16 protein-coding genes and 1 pseudogene are annotated in these 15568 nt (G+C 68.5%); all 17 read left to right on the forward strand.

Features of this window, described 5'->3' with window-relative positions; genetic code table 11:
- Positions 1-624: a hypothetical protein gene (locus DEJ04_RS16925; RefSeq protein WP_111047841.1), complete on the forward strand. Its 624-nt coding sequence runs from the start codon at positions 1-3 to the stop codon at positions 622-624.
- A 20-nt stretch (positions 625-644) separates the two neighbouring features.
- Positions 645-3182 carry an ATP-binding protein gene (locus DEJ04_RS18770; RefSeq protein WP_258371416.1) on the forward strand — a complete coding sequence of 846 codons (2538 nt, stop codon included), beginning with the start codon at positions 645-647 and terminating at the stop codon, positions 3180-3182.
- Positions 3179-5185 (forward strand): hypothetical protein, encoded by a 2007-nt coding sequence (locus tag DEJ04_RS16940; protein ID WP_111047842.1) that lies wholly within the window; start codon positions 3179-3181, stop codon positions 5183-5185. Before DEJ04_RS18770 ends, DEJ04_RS16940 begins: the two co-directional genes overlap by 4 nt.
- Positions 5182-6318 (forward strand): C40 family peptidase, encoded by a 1137-nt coding sequence (locus DEJ04_RS16945; protein ID WP_111047843.1) that lies wholly within the window; start codon positions 5182-5184, stop codon positions 6316-6318. Before DEJ04_RS16940 ends, DEJ04_RS16945 begins: the two co-directional genes overlap by 4 nt.
- A gap of 83 nt (positions 6319-6401) precedes the next feature.
- Positions 6402-6734: a winged helix-turn-helix domain-containing protein gene (locus DEJ04_RS16950; protein ID WP_111047844.1), complete on the forward strand. Its 333-nt coding sequence runs from the start codon at positions 6402-6404 to the stop codon at positions 6732-6734.
- Between the two features lie 252 nt (positions 6735-6986).
- Positions 6987-7589: an SAF domain-containing protein gene (locus DEJ04_RS16955; RefSeq protein WP_181437869.1), complete on the forward strand. Its 603-nt coding sequence runs from the start codon at positions 6987-6989 to the stop codon at positions 7587-7589.
- Position 7590: 1 nt separating this feature from the next.
- Complete coding sequence (locus tag DEJ04_RS16960; RefSeq protein ID WP_111047846.1) at positions 7591-8427, forward strand: hypothetical protein; 837 nt, start codon at positions 7591-7593, stop codon at positions 8425-8427.
- Positions 8428-10050, forward strand: a complete 1623-nt coding sequence (locus DEJ04_RS16965; RefSeq protein ID WP_111047847.1) for an ATPase, T2SS/T4P/T4SS family — start codon at positions 8428-8430, stop codon at positions 10048-10050. It begins immediately after the preceding gene.
- Complete coding sequence (locus DEJ04_RS16970; protein ID WP_111047848.1) at positions 10050-10919, forward strand: type II secretion system F family protein; 870 nt, start codon at positions 10050-10052, stop codon at positions 10917-10919. Before DEJ04_RS16965 ends, DEJ04_RS16970 begins: the two co-directional genes overlap by 1 nt.
- Positions 10916-11809 (forward strand): hypothetical protein, encoded by an 894-nt coding sequence (locus tag DEJ04_RS16975; RefSeq protein WP_111047849.1) that lies wholly within the window; start codon positions 10916-10918, stop codon positions 11807-11809. The genes DEJ04_RS16970 and DEJ04_RS16975 overlap by 4 nt, the downstream gene beginning before the upstream one ends.
- A gap of 19 nt (positions 11810-11828) precedes the next feature.
- The gene (locus DEJ04_RS16980; protein WP_111047850.1) at positions 11829-12044 is read left to right on the forward strand and encodes a hypothetical protein; all 216 of its coding nucleotides are present in this window, start codon (positions 11829-11831) and stop codon (positions 12042-12044) included.
- 44 nt (positions 12045-12088) lie between these two features.
- A complete protein-coding gene (locus DEJ04_RS16985) occupies positions 12089-12490 on the forward strand; it encodes a TadE/TadG family type IV pilus assembly protein (RefSeq protein WP_111047851.1) in 402 nt (133 codons plus the stop codon).
- On the forward strand, positions 12487-12930 hold the full coding sequence (locus DEJ04_RS16990) for a hypothetical protein (protein WP_258371417.1): 444 nt from the start codon (positions 12487-12489) through the stop codon (positions 12928-12930). The genes DEJ04_RS16985 and DEJ04_RS16990 overlap by 4 nt, the downstream gene beginning before the upstream one ends.
- Before the next feature lie 4 nt (positions 12931-12934).
- Positions 12935-13309, forward strand: coding sequence for a hypothetical protein (locus tag DEJ04_RS16995; protein ID WP_111047852.1), 375 nt, complete (start codon positions 12935-12937; stop codon positions 13307-13309).
- 16 nt (positions 13310-13325) lie between these two features.
- A complete protein-coding gene (locus DEJ04_RS17000; RefSeq protein WP_111047853.1) occupies positions 13326-13967 on the forward strand; it encodes a hypothetical protein in 642 nt (213 codons plus the stop codon).
- Positions 13961-15001: a hypothetical protein gene (locus DEJ04_RS18775; RefSeq protein ID WP_258371418.1), complete on the forward strand. Its 1041-nt coding sequence runs from the start codon at positions 13961-13963 to the stop codon at positions 14999-15001. Before DEJ04_RS17000 ends, DEJ04_RS18775 begins: the two co-directional genes overlap by 7 nt.
- A 138-nt stretch (positions 15002-15139) precedes the next feature.
- Positions 15140-15568, forward strand: a pseudogene (locus tag DEJ04_RS17010) (hypothetical protein); the annotation flags it as partial.

Raw genomic sequence — 15568 nt, forward strand, 5'->3', positions numbered from 1 at the left:
ATGTCCGAGCAGCACACTCCCACCGTCGCGCGGTTCTACACCGCTGCACGCCGTATCCCGGTTCTCATCGGCAAGATCAACGGCGCCCGCATCCCGGGCGGCCCGTACACGCTGACGCAGATCGTGGTCGGCGGGATCGTGCTGTGGATTGGGTACAAGACCGCCGGCCTCTGGGGCGCGGGCCTGTACCCGCTCGTTCGGATGACGGTCCTCGCTGGCATCGCCTTCGGCACCACCTGGGCGACCGGCAAGATCCCTTCCACCCGCCGCCGGCTCATGGACCTCGCGTCCGACTTCGGCACCGCGCTGTCGCTGCCGGATCTGGGCACCTACCAGGGCCGACGGATCAGCATCGCTCGCCCCCACCGAGTCGACGGGACTGTCCTCATGCAGCTGGAGCAGGGCGTCCAGATCGCGACCGCAGCCGCGCCGGTGGCGGTCGCGAAACCTGCTGCACCCGCCCTGGCGATACCGGCACCGGCACCGGCCGCAGTCGAGGCCGTAGCCGTAGCCGCACCAGCCACCGAGGCCGAGCTGCCCTCGAACGTCATCCCGCTCCGTCGTAGCTATGCGACCGGCGTCGAGCGCCTGCTCGAGCAGGCCCGTCGAAAGGAATCCCAGTGAACCGTCTGCCAGCAATCGCAATGACCGGGCACCTGATGTGGACCCGCAGCGGGACCGTGTGGGCCACCTGGCGGCTCAACGGGCTCGCGAAGGGCTTCGGGAGCAGCCAGAAGCAGGCTTGGTCGCAGGCATACCACCAGGATCTGTTCCAGTCGATCCGCGGGGAGTACCTGCTCCTCGGCCTCACCGCGGACCTCGACCCGATCTCGATCGTGAACCGCATGCTCGCCAACGTCGACATGAACGAGAGCCCGGCATGGGCGATGGAAACGATGCTCACCCTCGACGCACTCGCCGAGCGGCCCCTCGGCAAGCGGGAGTTCTGGCTGTGCGCGCCGCTCCGTGTCGGTGGCCCCGCAGCGACCGCCCGTCGCAGCGCTGAGGTCGCCGCACGCGACCTGCTCTCGCTGCCGATGCGCCCGCCGACGCCGAAGGAGATCCTCGCCGCACTCCAGGCTGCAGGCAAGATCGAAGAGCAGCTGCCCGCCGCGTTCGAGCCGCACCGCTCCACTGTCGCCGAACAGGTGTGGATCGCCGCGCACTCGCAGACCCGCGGCCTCGGTCTCGACCTCGCAGCTCCGGATCAGACCGGGCGCACCCTTGGCGGCGTCGCACAGCAGTACGGCGTCGACGAGCTCCCGCAGCGCGTCGCCTCCGCCGCCGTGTTCCCGAACCCGGTCATCGATGAGGGCGGCCAAAGCGACATCACGAACAAGCTCGAGAAGTTCGACCCGTTCTCCCGTCGCTACGTCAAGGTGCAGAACCTGCGGGAAGACAGCACGTCGTATCAGGTGCTCCTCGCCCTCGCCGGCACCCCGAAGGGCGGCTGGGAGACCCCCGCCGTTGACTGGGTCGGACGGATCGACGAGCTCGGCGTCGAGGCGGACTGGGCGCTCCGGCTCAGCGTCCTCGCCGGTCGCGACGCCGCCCGCCGCAACAAGCGCGCCGAGATCAATCTCACTGACCAGCTGGACCAGCAGGACGGGACCGCAGCGATCACCGGATCAGGCGGCGCCCTGTCGGAGACCGCCGCGACACTGGCTGAGTACCACGCGGCCCTGAACCGGTCGGACAAGGAAGTCGAGATCCAGGCGACGATGGTCCTCGCCATCGGTGCTCCCACCGCCGAGGAAGCACGAGCGCGCGCCCAGTTCCTGCAGAAGGACTTCAAGGGCATCGACTTCACGTTCGACATCCCACTCGGCGCGCAGGAGGCGCTCTGGTGGGGCATGCAGCCCGGCGTCCCGACCTCCCGCCAGGTGCGCGAGTTCGTCGAGATCACCTCCGGCGCGATGTTCTCCACGATGGTGCCGCTGACCTCCACCGACCTCGGCGACCCGACCGGGATGCTGTTCGCCCACAACGTCACCTCCGGGACCGAACGCCCGGTGCTGCTCGATTTCGAGTCGCACGTCCTCGCCGACGTCTCCGCATCGATCGCGTTCGCCGCCGAGCCCGGGGCGGGCAAGACGACCGCGCTCAAGAGCGTGCTCGGCGCCAACTTCGACCGCGGTGCCCGCATCGTGCTCATCGACCGCACGGTGCTCAAGGAGTACGCCAAGTTCGCCGAGACGCTCGCGAAGAAGCAGACCGCGGTGGTGGATCTCACCGATCCGCTCTGGTCGCTGGACCCGCTGCGGATCTTCGGCGCCCGCGAGGGCGCAGCTGCAGCGCAGACGCTCATGTCGGCCCTCCTCGGCGTCCCGGCGCGGTCCCGGGAGGGCGCACGGCTGTCGAAGGTGCTCGGCCCCGAGTACGCCACCGAGCACGAGCTCACATCGATGGGTGCCCTCTACCGGCACCTGCAGGAGCTCGGCAAGGGAGGCGACGACCAGGCCGAGACCCTCGCGGACCTGATGGGTCTCTACGTCGACAAGCACTTCGGGAAGGTGCTGTTCGATTCCGATCTGCCGGCGCTGGACCTGTCCAAGCGGGCGATCGCGTTCCTCACCCACGGCGTTGCGCTGCCCGAAGCGGACGAGATCAACAACCCGAAGCTCTTCGATGAGATGCCGATCGAGAAGCTCTTCGGTCGGGCGATGTACGCGCTGCTGGTGACCATCAGCCGGCAGGTGTGCTTCGCGGACGACAACGAGCTCGCCGTGTTCGCCGTCGACGAGGTCTTCCACGTCACCGCCTCGCCGGAGGGGCAGCAGCAGCTCAAGATCTTCTACCGCGACGGCCGCAAGCACAAGGCCGGCGTCGCCGTCGCCAGCCAGGACGCTCACGACTTCGGCGACGAGCTCTCCCGCGGCATGATCAAGACCCGCGTCGTGATGCGTCAGACCGACCAAGGGCTCGCCGCCGGCAATCTCGACTGGTTCCACGAAGGGCTCGGACAGGACCCGGCGATGGTCAACATCGTCACGAAGGATCTCTCCCCGATCGGCCCCGACGGGTACGTCGCCCCCGACCGCCGCGGCGAAGCGCTCTACCTCGACATCCAGGGCCGCATGGGCAAGATCCGCGTCGCCCTCCCGCAGGAGCCCGACCGTCGCAAGGCGGTGCTCTCCACGCCATCGAAGAGCGTCATCACGGAGGAACGGGTGTCCGCATGATCACCTTCGCCCTGTCCGGGTTCCGGACCGCTCGCGCTCGAGCCCGTCGGCTCTGGTGGTGGGCCTGCCGCCACCCCAAGACGGCGATGCTGCTCGCCCTCGTGCTCTGCTGGCTGATCTCGGCGATCCTCGCCGTGCCCGCCGCGTACGCCGACGGCTCCGCCAACTCCTCAGCCCCGCCCTACATGCCGCCGAGCGACCTCAAGGACTCCAACGGGGTCCCGCTGTGGCGATACACGATCCTGCCGCTCGACCGCGGCGACGTGTGGCACCCGCAGAAGACCGCGATCTCCTGGGTCATCGACCTGCTCTGGACCATCAACCTCGCGTGCTTCTCGTGGTGCCTCTGGCTGCTGTCGTTCCTGCTCGAGTTCACCTGGGTGGACTGGATCGCAACTCCGGTCGGCGCGATCGCCGACACCATCCAGTCCGTGCTGTCCCAGTTCGGATGGGCACCGGTCGCCCTCGCCGTCGCCGGCCTCGTCTTCGGCTGCGCTGTTGCGTTCGGCAAGTTCGCCAAGGGCGCCGTCGACCTCGGCGTCTCCGTCCTGTGCTTCGTCCTCGCCACCGGGGCCCTCGCCAACCCCGTCGCCGCACTGACCGGCGATCACGGCGCACTCACCTGGGCCGAGTCCACCGGCGCGAACCTCTCCGTCAGCGTGCTCTCCACCGACGGCGCCGACCCCACCGGCACCCCGGACAAGGACCAGGCGAAAGACCTGATCTCACAGTCGCTGATGGGGGGCCTGATCGACGTGTTCGTGCGCATCCCCGCGCAGGAGATCGCCTTCGGCCACGCACTGTCGGGGGAGTGCGACACCACCTTCACCCAGCAGATGAAGAACGCCTCCGCGTTCGACAGCAGCTCGACCAACGTCCGCGACGCCGTCGGCAAGTGCGACAAGGACGCTCAGGAGTACGTCACCCACCCGAGCACGTCCCAGATCCTCACGACGCTCTCAATCCAGGGAGGGAGCGGCACGCTGCTCCTCATCGCGCTGGCGATGGCGCTGATCACGATGATCGCCGTCATCTACGCCCTGATGAACGCCTCGAAGCTGATGGTCAACGTCTATGCCGCCATGTTGCCCGGCGTCGCCCGTGAGGCGCTCTGGCGCTCGTGGGTCGGGATGTACGTCGGGGCGTTCTCCCTCGCGGTGTCGATCGTCATGCTCGCCGCGTACCTCAAGATCCTCGGGTCCGTCATGAAGGCCGTCTCCGACGCGGGCCTGTCGATCGTCGCGCAGACCACGGTCATCGACATCTTCGTGATCGCCCTGATCATCACGCTCTTCTGGGCCTTCTTCGCAGCCCGCCGATCGGGGAAGAACCTCGCGAAGTGGCTCGCGACGCTCGGCAACCGAGTCGGCTCGGGCCAGCGGCAGCCGCTCTCGCCGATCAAGGCCGAGACCCTCCGCACCGCCGGCCGGTACGCCGCGAACCGGCTCTCCCGGCCCCGCCCGAAGCCCGAGCTGCCAGCGGCGCCGGCACCGAGCCCGCTCGACGCTGGACACCTCACCGCGACACCATCCGCTCGGCGCCCCGGCGGCGCCGTCTCCACCGCGGTTCGCTCCGCCGCGACGGCGGGGCAGCTCGTGGCCGCAGCATCCACCGGCGGCACCTCCGCCGTCGCGATGAAGGCGATGCAGATCGGCGGTAAGAAGGTGCTGCAGCGCCAGGCCCTCAGCACGATCCCCTCCGTCGCGGGCAAGGTGCTCGACCGGAAGGTGGCGCACGGCGGCGTCGCGCAGGCCCCCGGCCGCACCTCCAGCGCATCCATCCCCGGTCCCCGCCCGGTATCGACTCCCGGCGCCGGCGCCGTCCCGTTCGGCCGCCAGATCGTGGTCGACCCGTCCGGAGTCGGGCGAATCGCACCAGCAAGCACCGACAGCAGCGGCGTGTACCGCATCACCCGCGCCCGGCCGGCGCAGGTCGCACAGTCGCCCGTCCGAGCAGCCCTCGAACGTGCCGCCCAGGCGGCACAGACCGGAGCGTCCGTATGAACAAGAAGGTCGCCGCGATCGTGGCCGCAGGCCTGGTCGTCGTCCTCGTGCCAGTCCTGGGTATCACTGGCCTGGTAGTCACCAGCTCCCTGCAGCTGCTCACCGGCTCACCGGCCGCGCTCGGCTGCACCGCCCCCGGGACCGGAGGGGGTGGGGGTACCACCACGGCCAGCGGCACGACGCCCGTCGACGCCGGCGACGGCAAGACGGTGAAGTTCACCCGAGAGCAACGCGGCAACGCCGGCACGATCATCGCCGTTGGCCGTGGCCTCAACGTCCCCTCCCGCGGCATCCAGGTCGCGCTCATGACCGCGCTGCAGGAGTCTGGCCTGCGGAACCTCGATCACGGAGACCGGGACTCGGTCGGGATCTTCCAGCAGCGCGCCAACTGGGGCTCGCTCGAAGAGCGCCAGGACCCGACGTACGAAGCCAAGGCGTTCTACGGCGGCCCGCTCGGCCCGAACCACGGCACTCCCAAGGGCCTGCTCGACGTCGCGAACTGGCAGGAACTCAGCCTCAACGACGCCGCCCAGGCCGTGCAAATCTCCGGGTTCCCGAAGGCGTACGCGAAGTGGGAGACCGCAGCAGCGTCGCTCATGAGCGACCAGGGCGTCACCGTCACCGCAGACACCGTCTCCCAGGCCACCAGCAACGGCGGCGGCTGCTCCAGCGGCGGTGGGAGCGGTGACAGCGGGGGTGGCGGAACCGAGAACGCGTCCTGGTCCGCGCCGAACGGCAAGACCGGCGCCGACATGGTCGCCTACGCCGAGCAGTACGTCGGGAAGGTGCCGTACTCCGGGGCGTGTGGTTCCGCCGGCAGCCCCACTGCGGGATGGTGCTGCACCGGATTCGTCTACTACATGTATCACCAGGTACTCGGCGTCGATTTGCCCAGCACCGTCGTCTCCGGCCAACTTGCCCAGGCACACCAGATCCCCGCATCGGAGGCCCAAGCGGGCGACCTGATCGCCTGGGTAGGGCACCACATCGGGATCTACGACGGGAAGGGAGGGCTCATCCACTCGCCGGACTGGGGCCGCAAGCTCACACACGCGAAGAGCTACCAGTTCACCATCGGCGGCACCGGACCCACCTTCTGGCGCGTCAACGCGATCGGCGACGGAACGTGGTGAGATCGGGCCGGCGCCGAGGGCGAAAGGGACGCGGCAACCGGCTCCCTCCTAAGCAACGTCGCCGCATACGGAACAATGACCCCATGGCCCCGAACCACGACGCGCGCGCAGACGAGCGCACCGCCGCCGCGCGGGCCATCGGGTTCTCCGAGATGCGTGCACGCATCCTCGCGATCGCGTTCCGAGACGGCTTCTGCACCGCCGCCGGACTGATGCGCGAACTCGGCATCAGCCGCAGCAACGTCAACGCCCACATCCGCCCCCTCGTCGAAGCACACATCCTCGACCCCCAGCCAGACCCCGACTTCCAGCACGGCCCCAAGGGCGGAACGCCTCCGCTGCGCTGGTACATCAACGCTTCGGCCTTCGACGCGGCACTCGATGAGTACCGCAACCGCATCCGCGGAACCCACTGAACCTCTCAGCAACCTGATCGATGTGGCTCTTGCACATTTTGTTGCACTAGCTAGACTGACCGTTGCACCCAGCAATTTCGGGTGCCGTGGGGTACCTCGGGGGCGTTGTTTCGAACGAATTTGTCCCGGTTGCACCTCTCGAACGCACCTCCTATAGGTAGAGGCAGTCGTCGGAAGGACAGACACGTGGCTACAGCGACCGGAACCGCCGGAGATCTCCCCATCCGGGGTGAAGCCGGTGCAATCGCCCCCGTGCGCACCCGACGATCGTGGGTGTACGCGGCCGGCGCGGCCGCGCTCATCATCGTTGGCGGTGTCGCGAGCGTCTTCATCTACTCGACGTCCTCGCACACCCAGCAGGTGTTCGTCATCGCCAAGAGCGTCGACCGCGGCGACACCATCACCAAGGACGACCTCACCACGATCGACGTTGCCGCCGGCCAGCGCACCGCCGGCGTCGCGGCGACCGACTCGAGCAGCCTCATCGGCAAGGTCGCCACGGTCGATCTCCCAGAGGGCAGCCTCGTCACCCGCTCTGCAGTCGCTTCGGCGCTCCCCGTCCCGGGCGGCCAGGCGCTCGTCGGGCTCTCGCTCAAGCCAGCGCAGCTTCCGGCGCAGCAGCTCGTCGCTGGGGACCGCATCGAGGTTGTCCCCATCGCCGCAACGGACGGCTCCGGCTCCGCCGTGAAGAGCAACGCAGCGCCCATCCAGGGCGTCGTCTCCGCGTCCCGGACCAGCCAGTCCTCCGGCACGACGATCGTCGACGTCTACATCAACGCGAAGAACGCCGCCGACGTCACCAGCCGCGCCGCAGCCGGCCAGGTCGCCATCTACCTCGCAGCGGCGGAGGACTGACATGGCCGTTCACGCCTTCGCCTCATTCGCAGGCTCTCCCGGCGTCACCACCGCGGCGTTCGCGTTCGCGGTGCACTGGCCTCGCCCGGTGATCGTGTTCGAAGCCGAGACCGCCAACGCCACCTCCGCCATGACGGGGTTCTTCCGTTCAAACCTGCACCCGAGCGCCGGGGGCCTGGACAAGGTCGCCGTCGCCTACTCCCGCAACGTGCTCACCTGGCAGGACCTCATCACGCCCGAGAGCGGGCTGTCGATCGCCGTGCACGAACTCCCCGACCTCCCGCAGGCAATTCCCGCCCTGCCCAACGGACACCGGATGTGGGTCGTCCCCGGCTTCCACAAGCTCAGCATCGTCGACGGCGTCCGCCGCATGTGGGCGCGCTTCCCGCACCTCTTCCGCGCCATCAGCGAAGCCGGCATCGACGTGATCGTGGATCTCGGACGGATCGCCCACGAGGACATCCGACTGCCCCTGCTCGACTCCGCAGACCGCGTCACCGTCTTCTCCGAAAGCACGATGGTCGACCTCAACCGGATCTACCGCCGCGCCGAACTCCCCGACTTCGCCGAGCGCCTGCAGGGCGTCGGCCGTGCGGAGAAGTACCGCCTGGTCCTGACCGAATCCCGCTACGAAGCCATCCCCGCCAGCGACTTCGGCCGCAACGTCCTGCCCGTACTCGCCGAGCTTCCCTGGGACCCCGATGGCGCCGCTGTGTTCTCGCTCGGCCGCCCCGACGCCAAGCCCCAGCGCAACGCCTACCGCCAGGCAGTCCGTCGTGCAGTCTCCGCCCTCGACGAACAGACCACAGCAGATCTTGACCGGAAGGTGGTGGGCTGAGTGGCCGACGAGCAGACCCCCCAGATCAGCATCAGCCAGCGCCCGTTCCTGGCCGACCTCGCGGCAGACCCGAACATCGCGCCCACCAGCCCGGAACCCACCGAGCCCGGCCGCGCAGACGGCCGCGCGCACCTCTTCGCTGCCGCCAGCGGCGCCCGACTGCACCTGGTCGAGCCGATCCCCGCCTCACCCGAGCAGCTCGAGCAGCCGAACGAGCTCCCCGCACCGCTCCCCGAGTTCATGCGACGCGATCGCACCCGAGACTCGCTCGTGGAGACCCACGATCGCGACGCCGACGACGTCAACTGGCGGCTCGTCGACGAGCACGTCAAGGAGCTGAACCTCCTGGACTCCGCGACACGCTCCCGAGCAGACTTCGACGTCGCGATCGCCTCCGTCGGCCCAGAGACCGAGTTCGAGGAAGAGGCGCTGGCTGAGATGCGCCGGCGCACCGAACGGCACGTGCAGTACGAGGTCGTCAACCACGGCCCCGACCACGACTGGGACATCGGCCGCATCGAACGGCACGTCCAAGCGATGTTCGACACCGCATTCCGGTACGGCCGGTTCCAGCAGTTCCTGCGGGAGCCCGACGTCGAAGACATCACCGTGGTCGGCTACGACAACGTCATGGTCACCAAGACCGACGGCCGCCGCGAAGCGCGCCGCCCGATGGCCGAGAACAACGACGACCTCCTCCGCATGGTCGCTGACCTGGCCTCCGCCCGCGGACGCGTGTTCGCCCGCCCCAATGGCCACATCGACCTCGACATCGGCGGCGTCCGGTTCTCCGGCACCGGGTCCGCGATCACCTCGCTGCCGGACCTCACCTTCCGAAAGCACAACCTCGTCGACATCGACCTGGCCGACATGGTGGCGCTCGGATCGCTCCCGAAGGCCGGCGCCGGCATCCTCAGCGCCGCCGTCGAAGCGAACCAGTGCATCCTCGTTGCCGGCTACCCCGCCGCCGGCAAGACGACCTTCCTCCGCGCCCTCATGTCCGCGGTGCACCCCGATGAGAAGATCGCGACGATCGAGACGGAGCGCGAGCTCTACCTCGGCAAGAACCCGGAACGGCACCGGCAGGTCACCGATCTGCAGTACCTGCCGTCGACCGTCGGCACCGGCGACCTCGCCGTCCCGTACAGCCTCGAGGACGCGTTCCTACAGTCGCTGCGCGTCTCCGCCCAGCGCATCCTCTTCGGCGAGATCCGCGGCCCAGAAGGACCCGTCGCGATCAAGGCGATGCTCGCCGGCAAGGGGTCCCTATCGACGATCCACGCCCGGAACGCCAACGACGCCCTCCACCGCTTCGCGGACGTTCTCATGAGCGAACAGGGCCTCAGCAGCGACATCGTGCCGCTGCGCCAGATCCTCCGCACGATCCAGATCGTCGTGTACCTCGACACCATCCCGAACGGCGACGGCACCCGCCGCCGCATCGTCTCGGAGATCGCCGAAGTCATCCCGAAGCCTGGCGGCGACGGGCAGACGCCGCTGGCCTCCGCACTGATCAAGTGGAACTACGACCGGGAGATCTACGAGAAGCACCGCCCGTCGCCCGAGCTCGAGCAGACCTTCCGCCGCAACGGGCTCAACCCCGAGATCCTGTGGGAGGAATGATGGCGCTCCTCGCAGCTCTCGCCGGCGCCGTCTTCGTCACCGGCATCATCCTGCTCGTCCGCGCGTTCCGCCCCGCGCCGCCGAAGCCGATCTCGAAGAAGAGCTCCGGTCCGACCCTGGCGCAGCGCTGGAAGGCGGTGTCACGCCGGACGAAGAACACGATCATCCTCGGCCTCATCGCCGGCGTCGCTGCAGCCGCGATCTCCGGCATCATTCTGCTGTTGATCATCGTGCCCGCCGCGGTCATCGGCCTGCCGCTGCTGCTCGGCAAGCAGGACACCCGGGAGCGGGATCTCCTCTCCGCGCTCGAGGCGTGGACCCGCTCCCTGGCATCCACGGCGGAGACCGGCGAGTTCACCCTCCGCGAGGTCGTCGACGTCACCAGAGCCTCCACGCCGGCGATCATCCGCGTTCCCGTTGACCGCCTCGCAGCCCGCATGAACGGCTCCTGGTCCAGCTCCGCAGCGCTCCGAGCGTTCGCCGACGAGCTCGACAACCCGTGGGCCGATGAAGTCACCATCTACCTCATCCAAGCTGCTGAGTTCAGCTCTGGAGGCCTCGCCACGGCCCTCGACGGTGTCGCCGACAACCTCGCCGTGCAGACCGCGATGCGGTTCGAGATCTACAACGAGCAGGACAAGCCCCGACGCACCATGCGCACGATGACGCTCATCGTCGGCATCGTGCTCGTCGGCATCGTCCTGTTCTCCCACACCCCGCAGATCGCGACGTACCGCACCCCCGTCGGGCAGGTCCTGCTCGCCGTCATCCTCGCTGGCTTCGTGGCCCTGCTGATCTGGGCCAAGTCCCTTACGCGCACTCGTCCTGAGCCGCGCATCATCATCACCGACACGGAGGCGCGCCGATGAACCCCGCACTCCTGGCGTTCCTCCCCGGCGCGCTCGTGGGAACCGGCCTCGCCGTGTTCCTGCTCACCCGAGCGCCCCGCACGATCCGCGTCGACGACGCCCTCGCCCGCCTCGGCGACGTCAACACCGTCACGGTCAGCGCCGCCGGCCGCCAACCCGGGTTCGAGCGAGCCGGCAGCTGGCTCCACCAGCACCTGCCCAACCTCCCCGGCCTGTCGGCACCGACCAAGCAGCTCGACCTCCTCGAAATGCCCGTCGCGAAGTTCTACGGCGAGAAGCTGCAGCTGGCCGTGTTCGGGTTCCTCGCGCCGCTGGTGCTGCCGTTCCTGTTCCAGCTCTTCACCGGGCACTTCTTCGCGCTGCCGCTGCTGCTCTCACCCGTGGTCGCGCTCATCCTCTGGAACTCCCCAGACGCCAGCGTCCGCGCACGGGCCAAGGCGGCACAACGCGAGTTCACCCGGTTCGTCACCGTCTACCTCGAGCTCGTCGCGGTCGCGCTCCTCGGCGAAGTCAACGCCGACAACGCACTCAAGTCCGCGGCGAGCGTCTCGGACTCGTGGGTGTTCAAGCGCATCCGCCGCGAGTACCAGGTCGCCGAGCTCAGCCGAGTCTCCAAGTGGGACGCACTCGCTCGCCTCGGCGACGAGGTCGACGTACCCGCCCTGGTCGAGATGGCGCGCATGATGCGCCTCGCCGAAGCCCGCGTCGGGCTCCGCAGTCAGCTGCGGGCGGCTTGCAACAAGCTCCGCCGCCAGGTCGCAGCCGACGACAAGGATGCAGCCGAGCGCGTCACCTCCAGCATGGGCTGGCCGGTCGCGGTCTCGCTCCTGCCGATCATCCTCATCACGATGACCCCTGCCGTTCTCCAGCTCCTCACGACCACCACCTGACCACCGAAAGGAACCCACCATGAACCGCATCCGCACCGCCGTTCTCCGTCGCACCGTCACCCTGCAGGCCGATCTGCAGGAGCGTCTCGACAAGCTCACCGAAGACGCCGAGGCCGGCCTCGAGGACTCGGCCTGGAAGGCGATCTGGGTCGTCTCCGGTGCCGTCGCCGCGCTCGCGATCGCCGGCACCATCGTCGCCTGGGTCAACGGCTACCTCGGCAAGCTCCCGGGCTGAGCCCGCACACCCACACCGCGACCGGCACCAGGAAGGGAGGAACCATGCAGCGCATCATCGCGATCGCACGACGACTGCGGACCGACGAAGACGGCTACGCAGCGTCAGCGATCATCGCGCCCGTGATCTTCCTGCTGCTGTTCACGGCGCTACAGGGCGCGCTCTGGTACCAGGGCACCAACGTCGCCCAGAACGCCGCCGTCGCGGCGTACAACGACGCCCGTGCCTACGAGTCCACCACCGGGGCCGGTCAGGCCTCGGCACGGCAGGTGCTCGACCAGGCCGGTGGGTTCCTCCAGCACAGCAACGTGACGGTGAACCGATCCGCCGACACGGTCACGGTCGACGTCACCGGCCAGGCCGTGTCGATGATCCCCGGCGTGCAGATGCCGCCAGTTCATCGCACGATCACCGGCCCGGTCGAGCGATGGGTGCCGGCACCATGATGAGGACCATCCGACGCATCCTCCTCGATGAGCGCGGCGACCTCGAGGATCTGCCCCCCGTGACGATCATGATGATCGTCGCGCTGATCCCGATCATCGGAGTCGTGGTCTTCCTCGGCCGGTACGGGCTCACCGACAACAGCGTGCAGTCCGCCGCGTTCGCTGCTGCGCGGGACGCTTCCATGTCGAGAGGGACCGACGCCGTCCCGCACGCCAAGGAAGCCGCGCAGCTCGCGCTCGGTGACAACGTTCACTGCGCCTCGCTCGATGTCGCGATCGGTGGCAACGGGCTCAGCACCGGTCTCGGGCAGACGGGGACCGTCACCGCGACGATCACCTGCCGCATCAACACCGCGGACCTGTCCGTCCCGTTCATCCCCGGCTCGATGACGATCACCAAGACCGCCTCAAGCCCTGTCGACCCCTACCGAGAGCGGTGAGCACATGAAATTCATCCCGATGATGGTCATCCTCGCCATCGCCATGATGGTCATCGGGGGCGCCGTTGTCGACGGCGACGGGAAGACGCAGACCCTGCAGCAAGCCCTCACCATCGCGCAGGGCGCCGCCCGCGCCGGCACCAACGCGGCCACGGGCAACTCCGTCAACGGAGACGCCTTCAACCTCAGCCCCGACGCCGCCGTCACCGCGGCGGAGAACTACATCAACGCCGCCGGCGTCCACGGCAGTGCCAGCATCATCGACAACCAGGTGTACGTCACCGTGGAGCAGACGTACACGCCGAAGATCCTCGGCGGTTTCGGTGTTGGCCCCATGCCGGTCCACGCAACAGCATCCGCCCGCCTCGTCGACCACTAGCGAACAGGAACACGACATGACCATCAACCCAAGGCTCGCCCCAGTTGCCGCGGTCGCGATCGGCGCGCTCGTCTTCCTCGCCGGCTGCACCAGCACCCCCGCAGCGGACCCGACCGCGAGTTCGAGCAAGACCACCACGCCCACTCCGACACCTACCGGGTACAGCCCGATCACCAAGCCCGGCAGCGTGGATGCCCCGAAGGACCAGAACGCAGCTTGGCAGGGTGCATCCGCGACGGTGAAGGACTTCATCGCTGTGCAGTACGAGATCCAGCACGACACTGGCGCCAACCCTGCCCGGATTGACAAGTTCGCTATCGGCACCGCACGTAAGTCCGTGCACACCGTTGCCGACCAACTCGCTCAGCAGAAGGTCACTGTCTACGGGGCGCCGAAGTGGACCGCCGACGCCGCCGCATCAACGTACGGAGCGCTGATCGACCACGACGGGAAGCAGATCCCCAACGGCACCGTCTACGTCGTCGGGTGCTTCGACACCTCCGATCAAGTGTCCAAGAAGTCGGATGGGTCGATCGCTCCGAAGTCCGCAACGGTTCGTTTCCCGGTGCAGTTCAAGACGCAGTACATTCCCGACCGCAAGGCCTGGGAGGTCGCCGAAGGCAAGAACATCACGGGGGATGGAGCGCCGACATGCTGATCCGCAAACGCTCCCGACTTGCGGCGACTCTCCTCGCATTCGCTGTCGCACTCTCAGTCCTCAGCGCCTCACCCGCGCTCGCGGATGGCAGCGGAGGATGCTCCACCGACCCATTCAGCCCGATCTGCAGCGTTGGGGTCGGTATCCCTGGCGGTGGCGGTGGCGGTGGCGGTGGCGGTGGCGGCAGTGCTCCGGCACCTACGCCCGGGAGTGACGACGGCGCACCGGCAGGCTTCACACCCGGGCCAAAGAAGTGCTCCTATGACGGCAAGGACGTCCCGTGCAAGAGCGATGACGGCTGGTGGTCCAACACAGGAAGCTGCACCGGGTACGTCAAGCTCAGTGACCCCCAGCCGGCCCCGGAAGCTGGCGAGTCCGCCGCCACCGGCGCCTGGTACACCTGCACATGCCCCGGCCTCGACGACGCGGGACGTGACTGCTTCGGCGGGACCTTCTGGTCCAACACCCCGCCCGCCGGCATCAACCGGTACACGCCCGCGCAGGCTGCCGCGGCACTGGTGAAGACCTTCCAGCTCAAGGGCGTCGACATCGGCATGGCCCCGGCCAGCAAGACGCATACCGATGACCCTGCCGGTACCGCGCCGTACCGCCGCACCTGGGTCGGCATCCCCGTCTGGCTCTGGGTTGAGAACCCGCAGCCGCTGACGTACGGCCCGTACTCCAAGACCGCGACCATCGGTGGCGTCACCGTCACCGCCACCGCGTCGGTTTCCGGAGTCACGTGGTCCAGCGGCGACGGCCAGACCGTCAACTGTGGTGCCGGTACCGCGTTCAACCAGGCCGCGATGGGTAACCAGGTCGCAACTGACTCGCCGACCTGCGGGTTCCGGTACACGCACACCTCCAAGGGCGGCACCTTCCAGGTCAACGCCACCAGTCACTGGACGGTGAACTGGACCGGTGGTGGCACCGACGGCACGATCGCCGTCCGCGACACACAGAGTTCCACCGCGGTCCGCGTCGGCGAGCTCCAGAGCGTCAATACCGTTCCCGACGGCGGCACCTACGGATGACGTCCACACAGGAGCGGCCGAGTGCGGAAAAGCCCGCGCTCGGCCGTTCTGGCGGCCTGTTCCGACGCGGCTCCGGTGTGTCGGGTGGCCGTCTTCCTACACTGATGCCACCCGCACGGGGGACAGAAAGGCAGCACCATGCGTAGGTTCATCACCGGTTTCGGCGCTCTCATCGCGATCGTCGCCGTCCTCGTGGGCGTCCCGATCGTGCTCGTCATCGCCGCGGGCAACCCGCTCCCCACCGGCGCCCAGCTGCAGAGCGTCATCACGCTCACACCGGACTACGGCAACACGATCCTCCTGACCAAGCTGCTGCCCTGCGCCGGCTGGGTCGCCTGGGTCCTCTTCGCGGTCCCGTTCCTCATCGAGCTCGCCGCCACCATCACCGGACGCCCGACCAAGAAGCGTCTCCCGATCTTCCGCGGTCAGCAGCACGTCGCCGCGGCCCTGATCGCCGCCGTGCTCGTCATGTTCGCCGGCGGCACGATGATCGGCACTGCCCAGCCCGCCAACGCCGCGCCCGCCCCCGTCGCCACGGTCACCTCGCAGCCAGCCGAAGCTCCCGCC

The sequence above is a fragment of the Curtobacterium sp. MCLR17_044 genome, from assembly GCF_003234435.1.
In the GTDB taxonomy this organism is placed as follows: Bacteria; Actinomycetota; Actinomycetes; order Actinomycetales; family Microbacteriaceae; genus Curtobacterium; species Curtobacterium flaccumfaciens.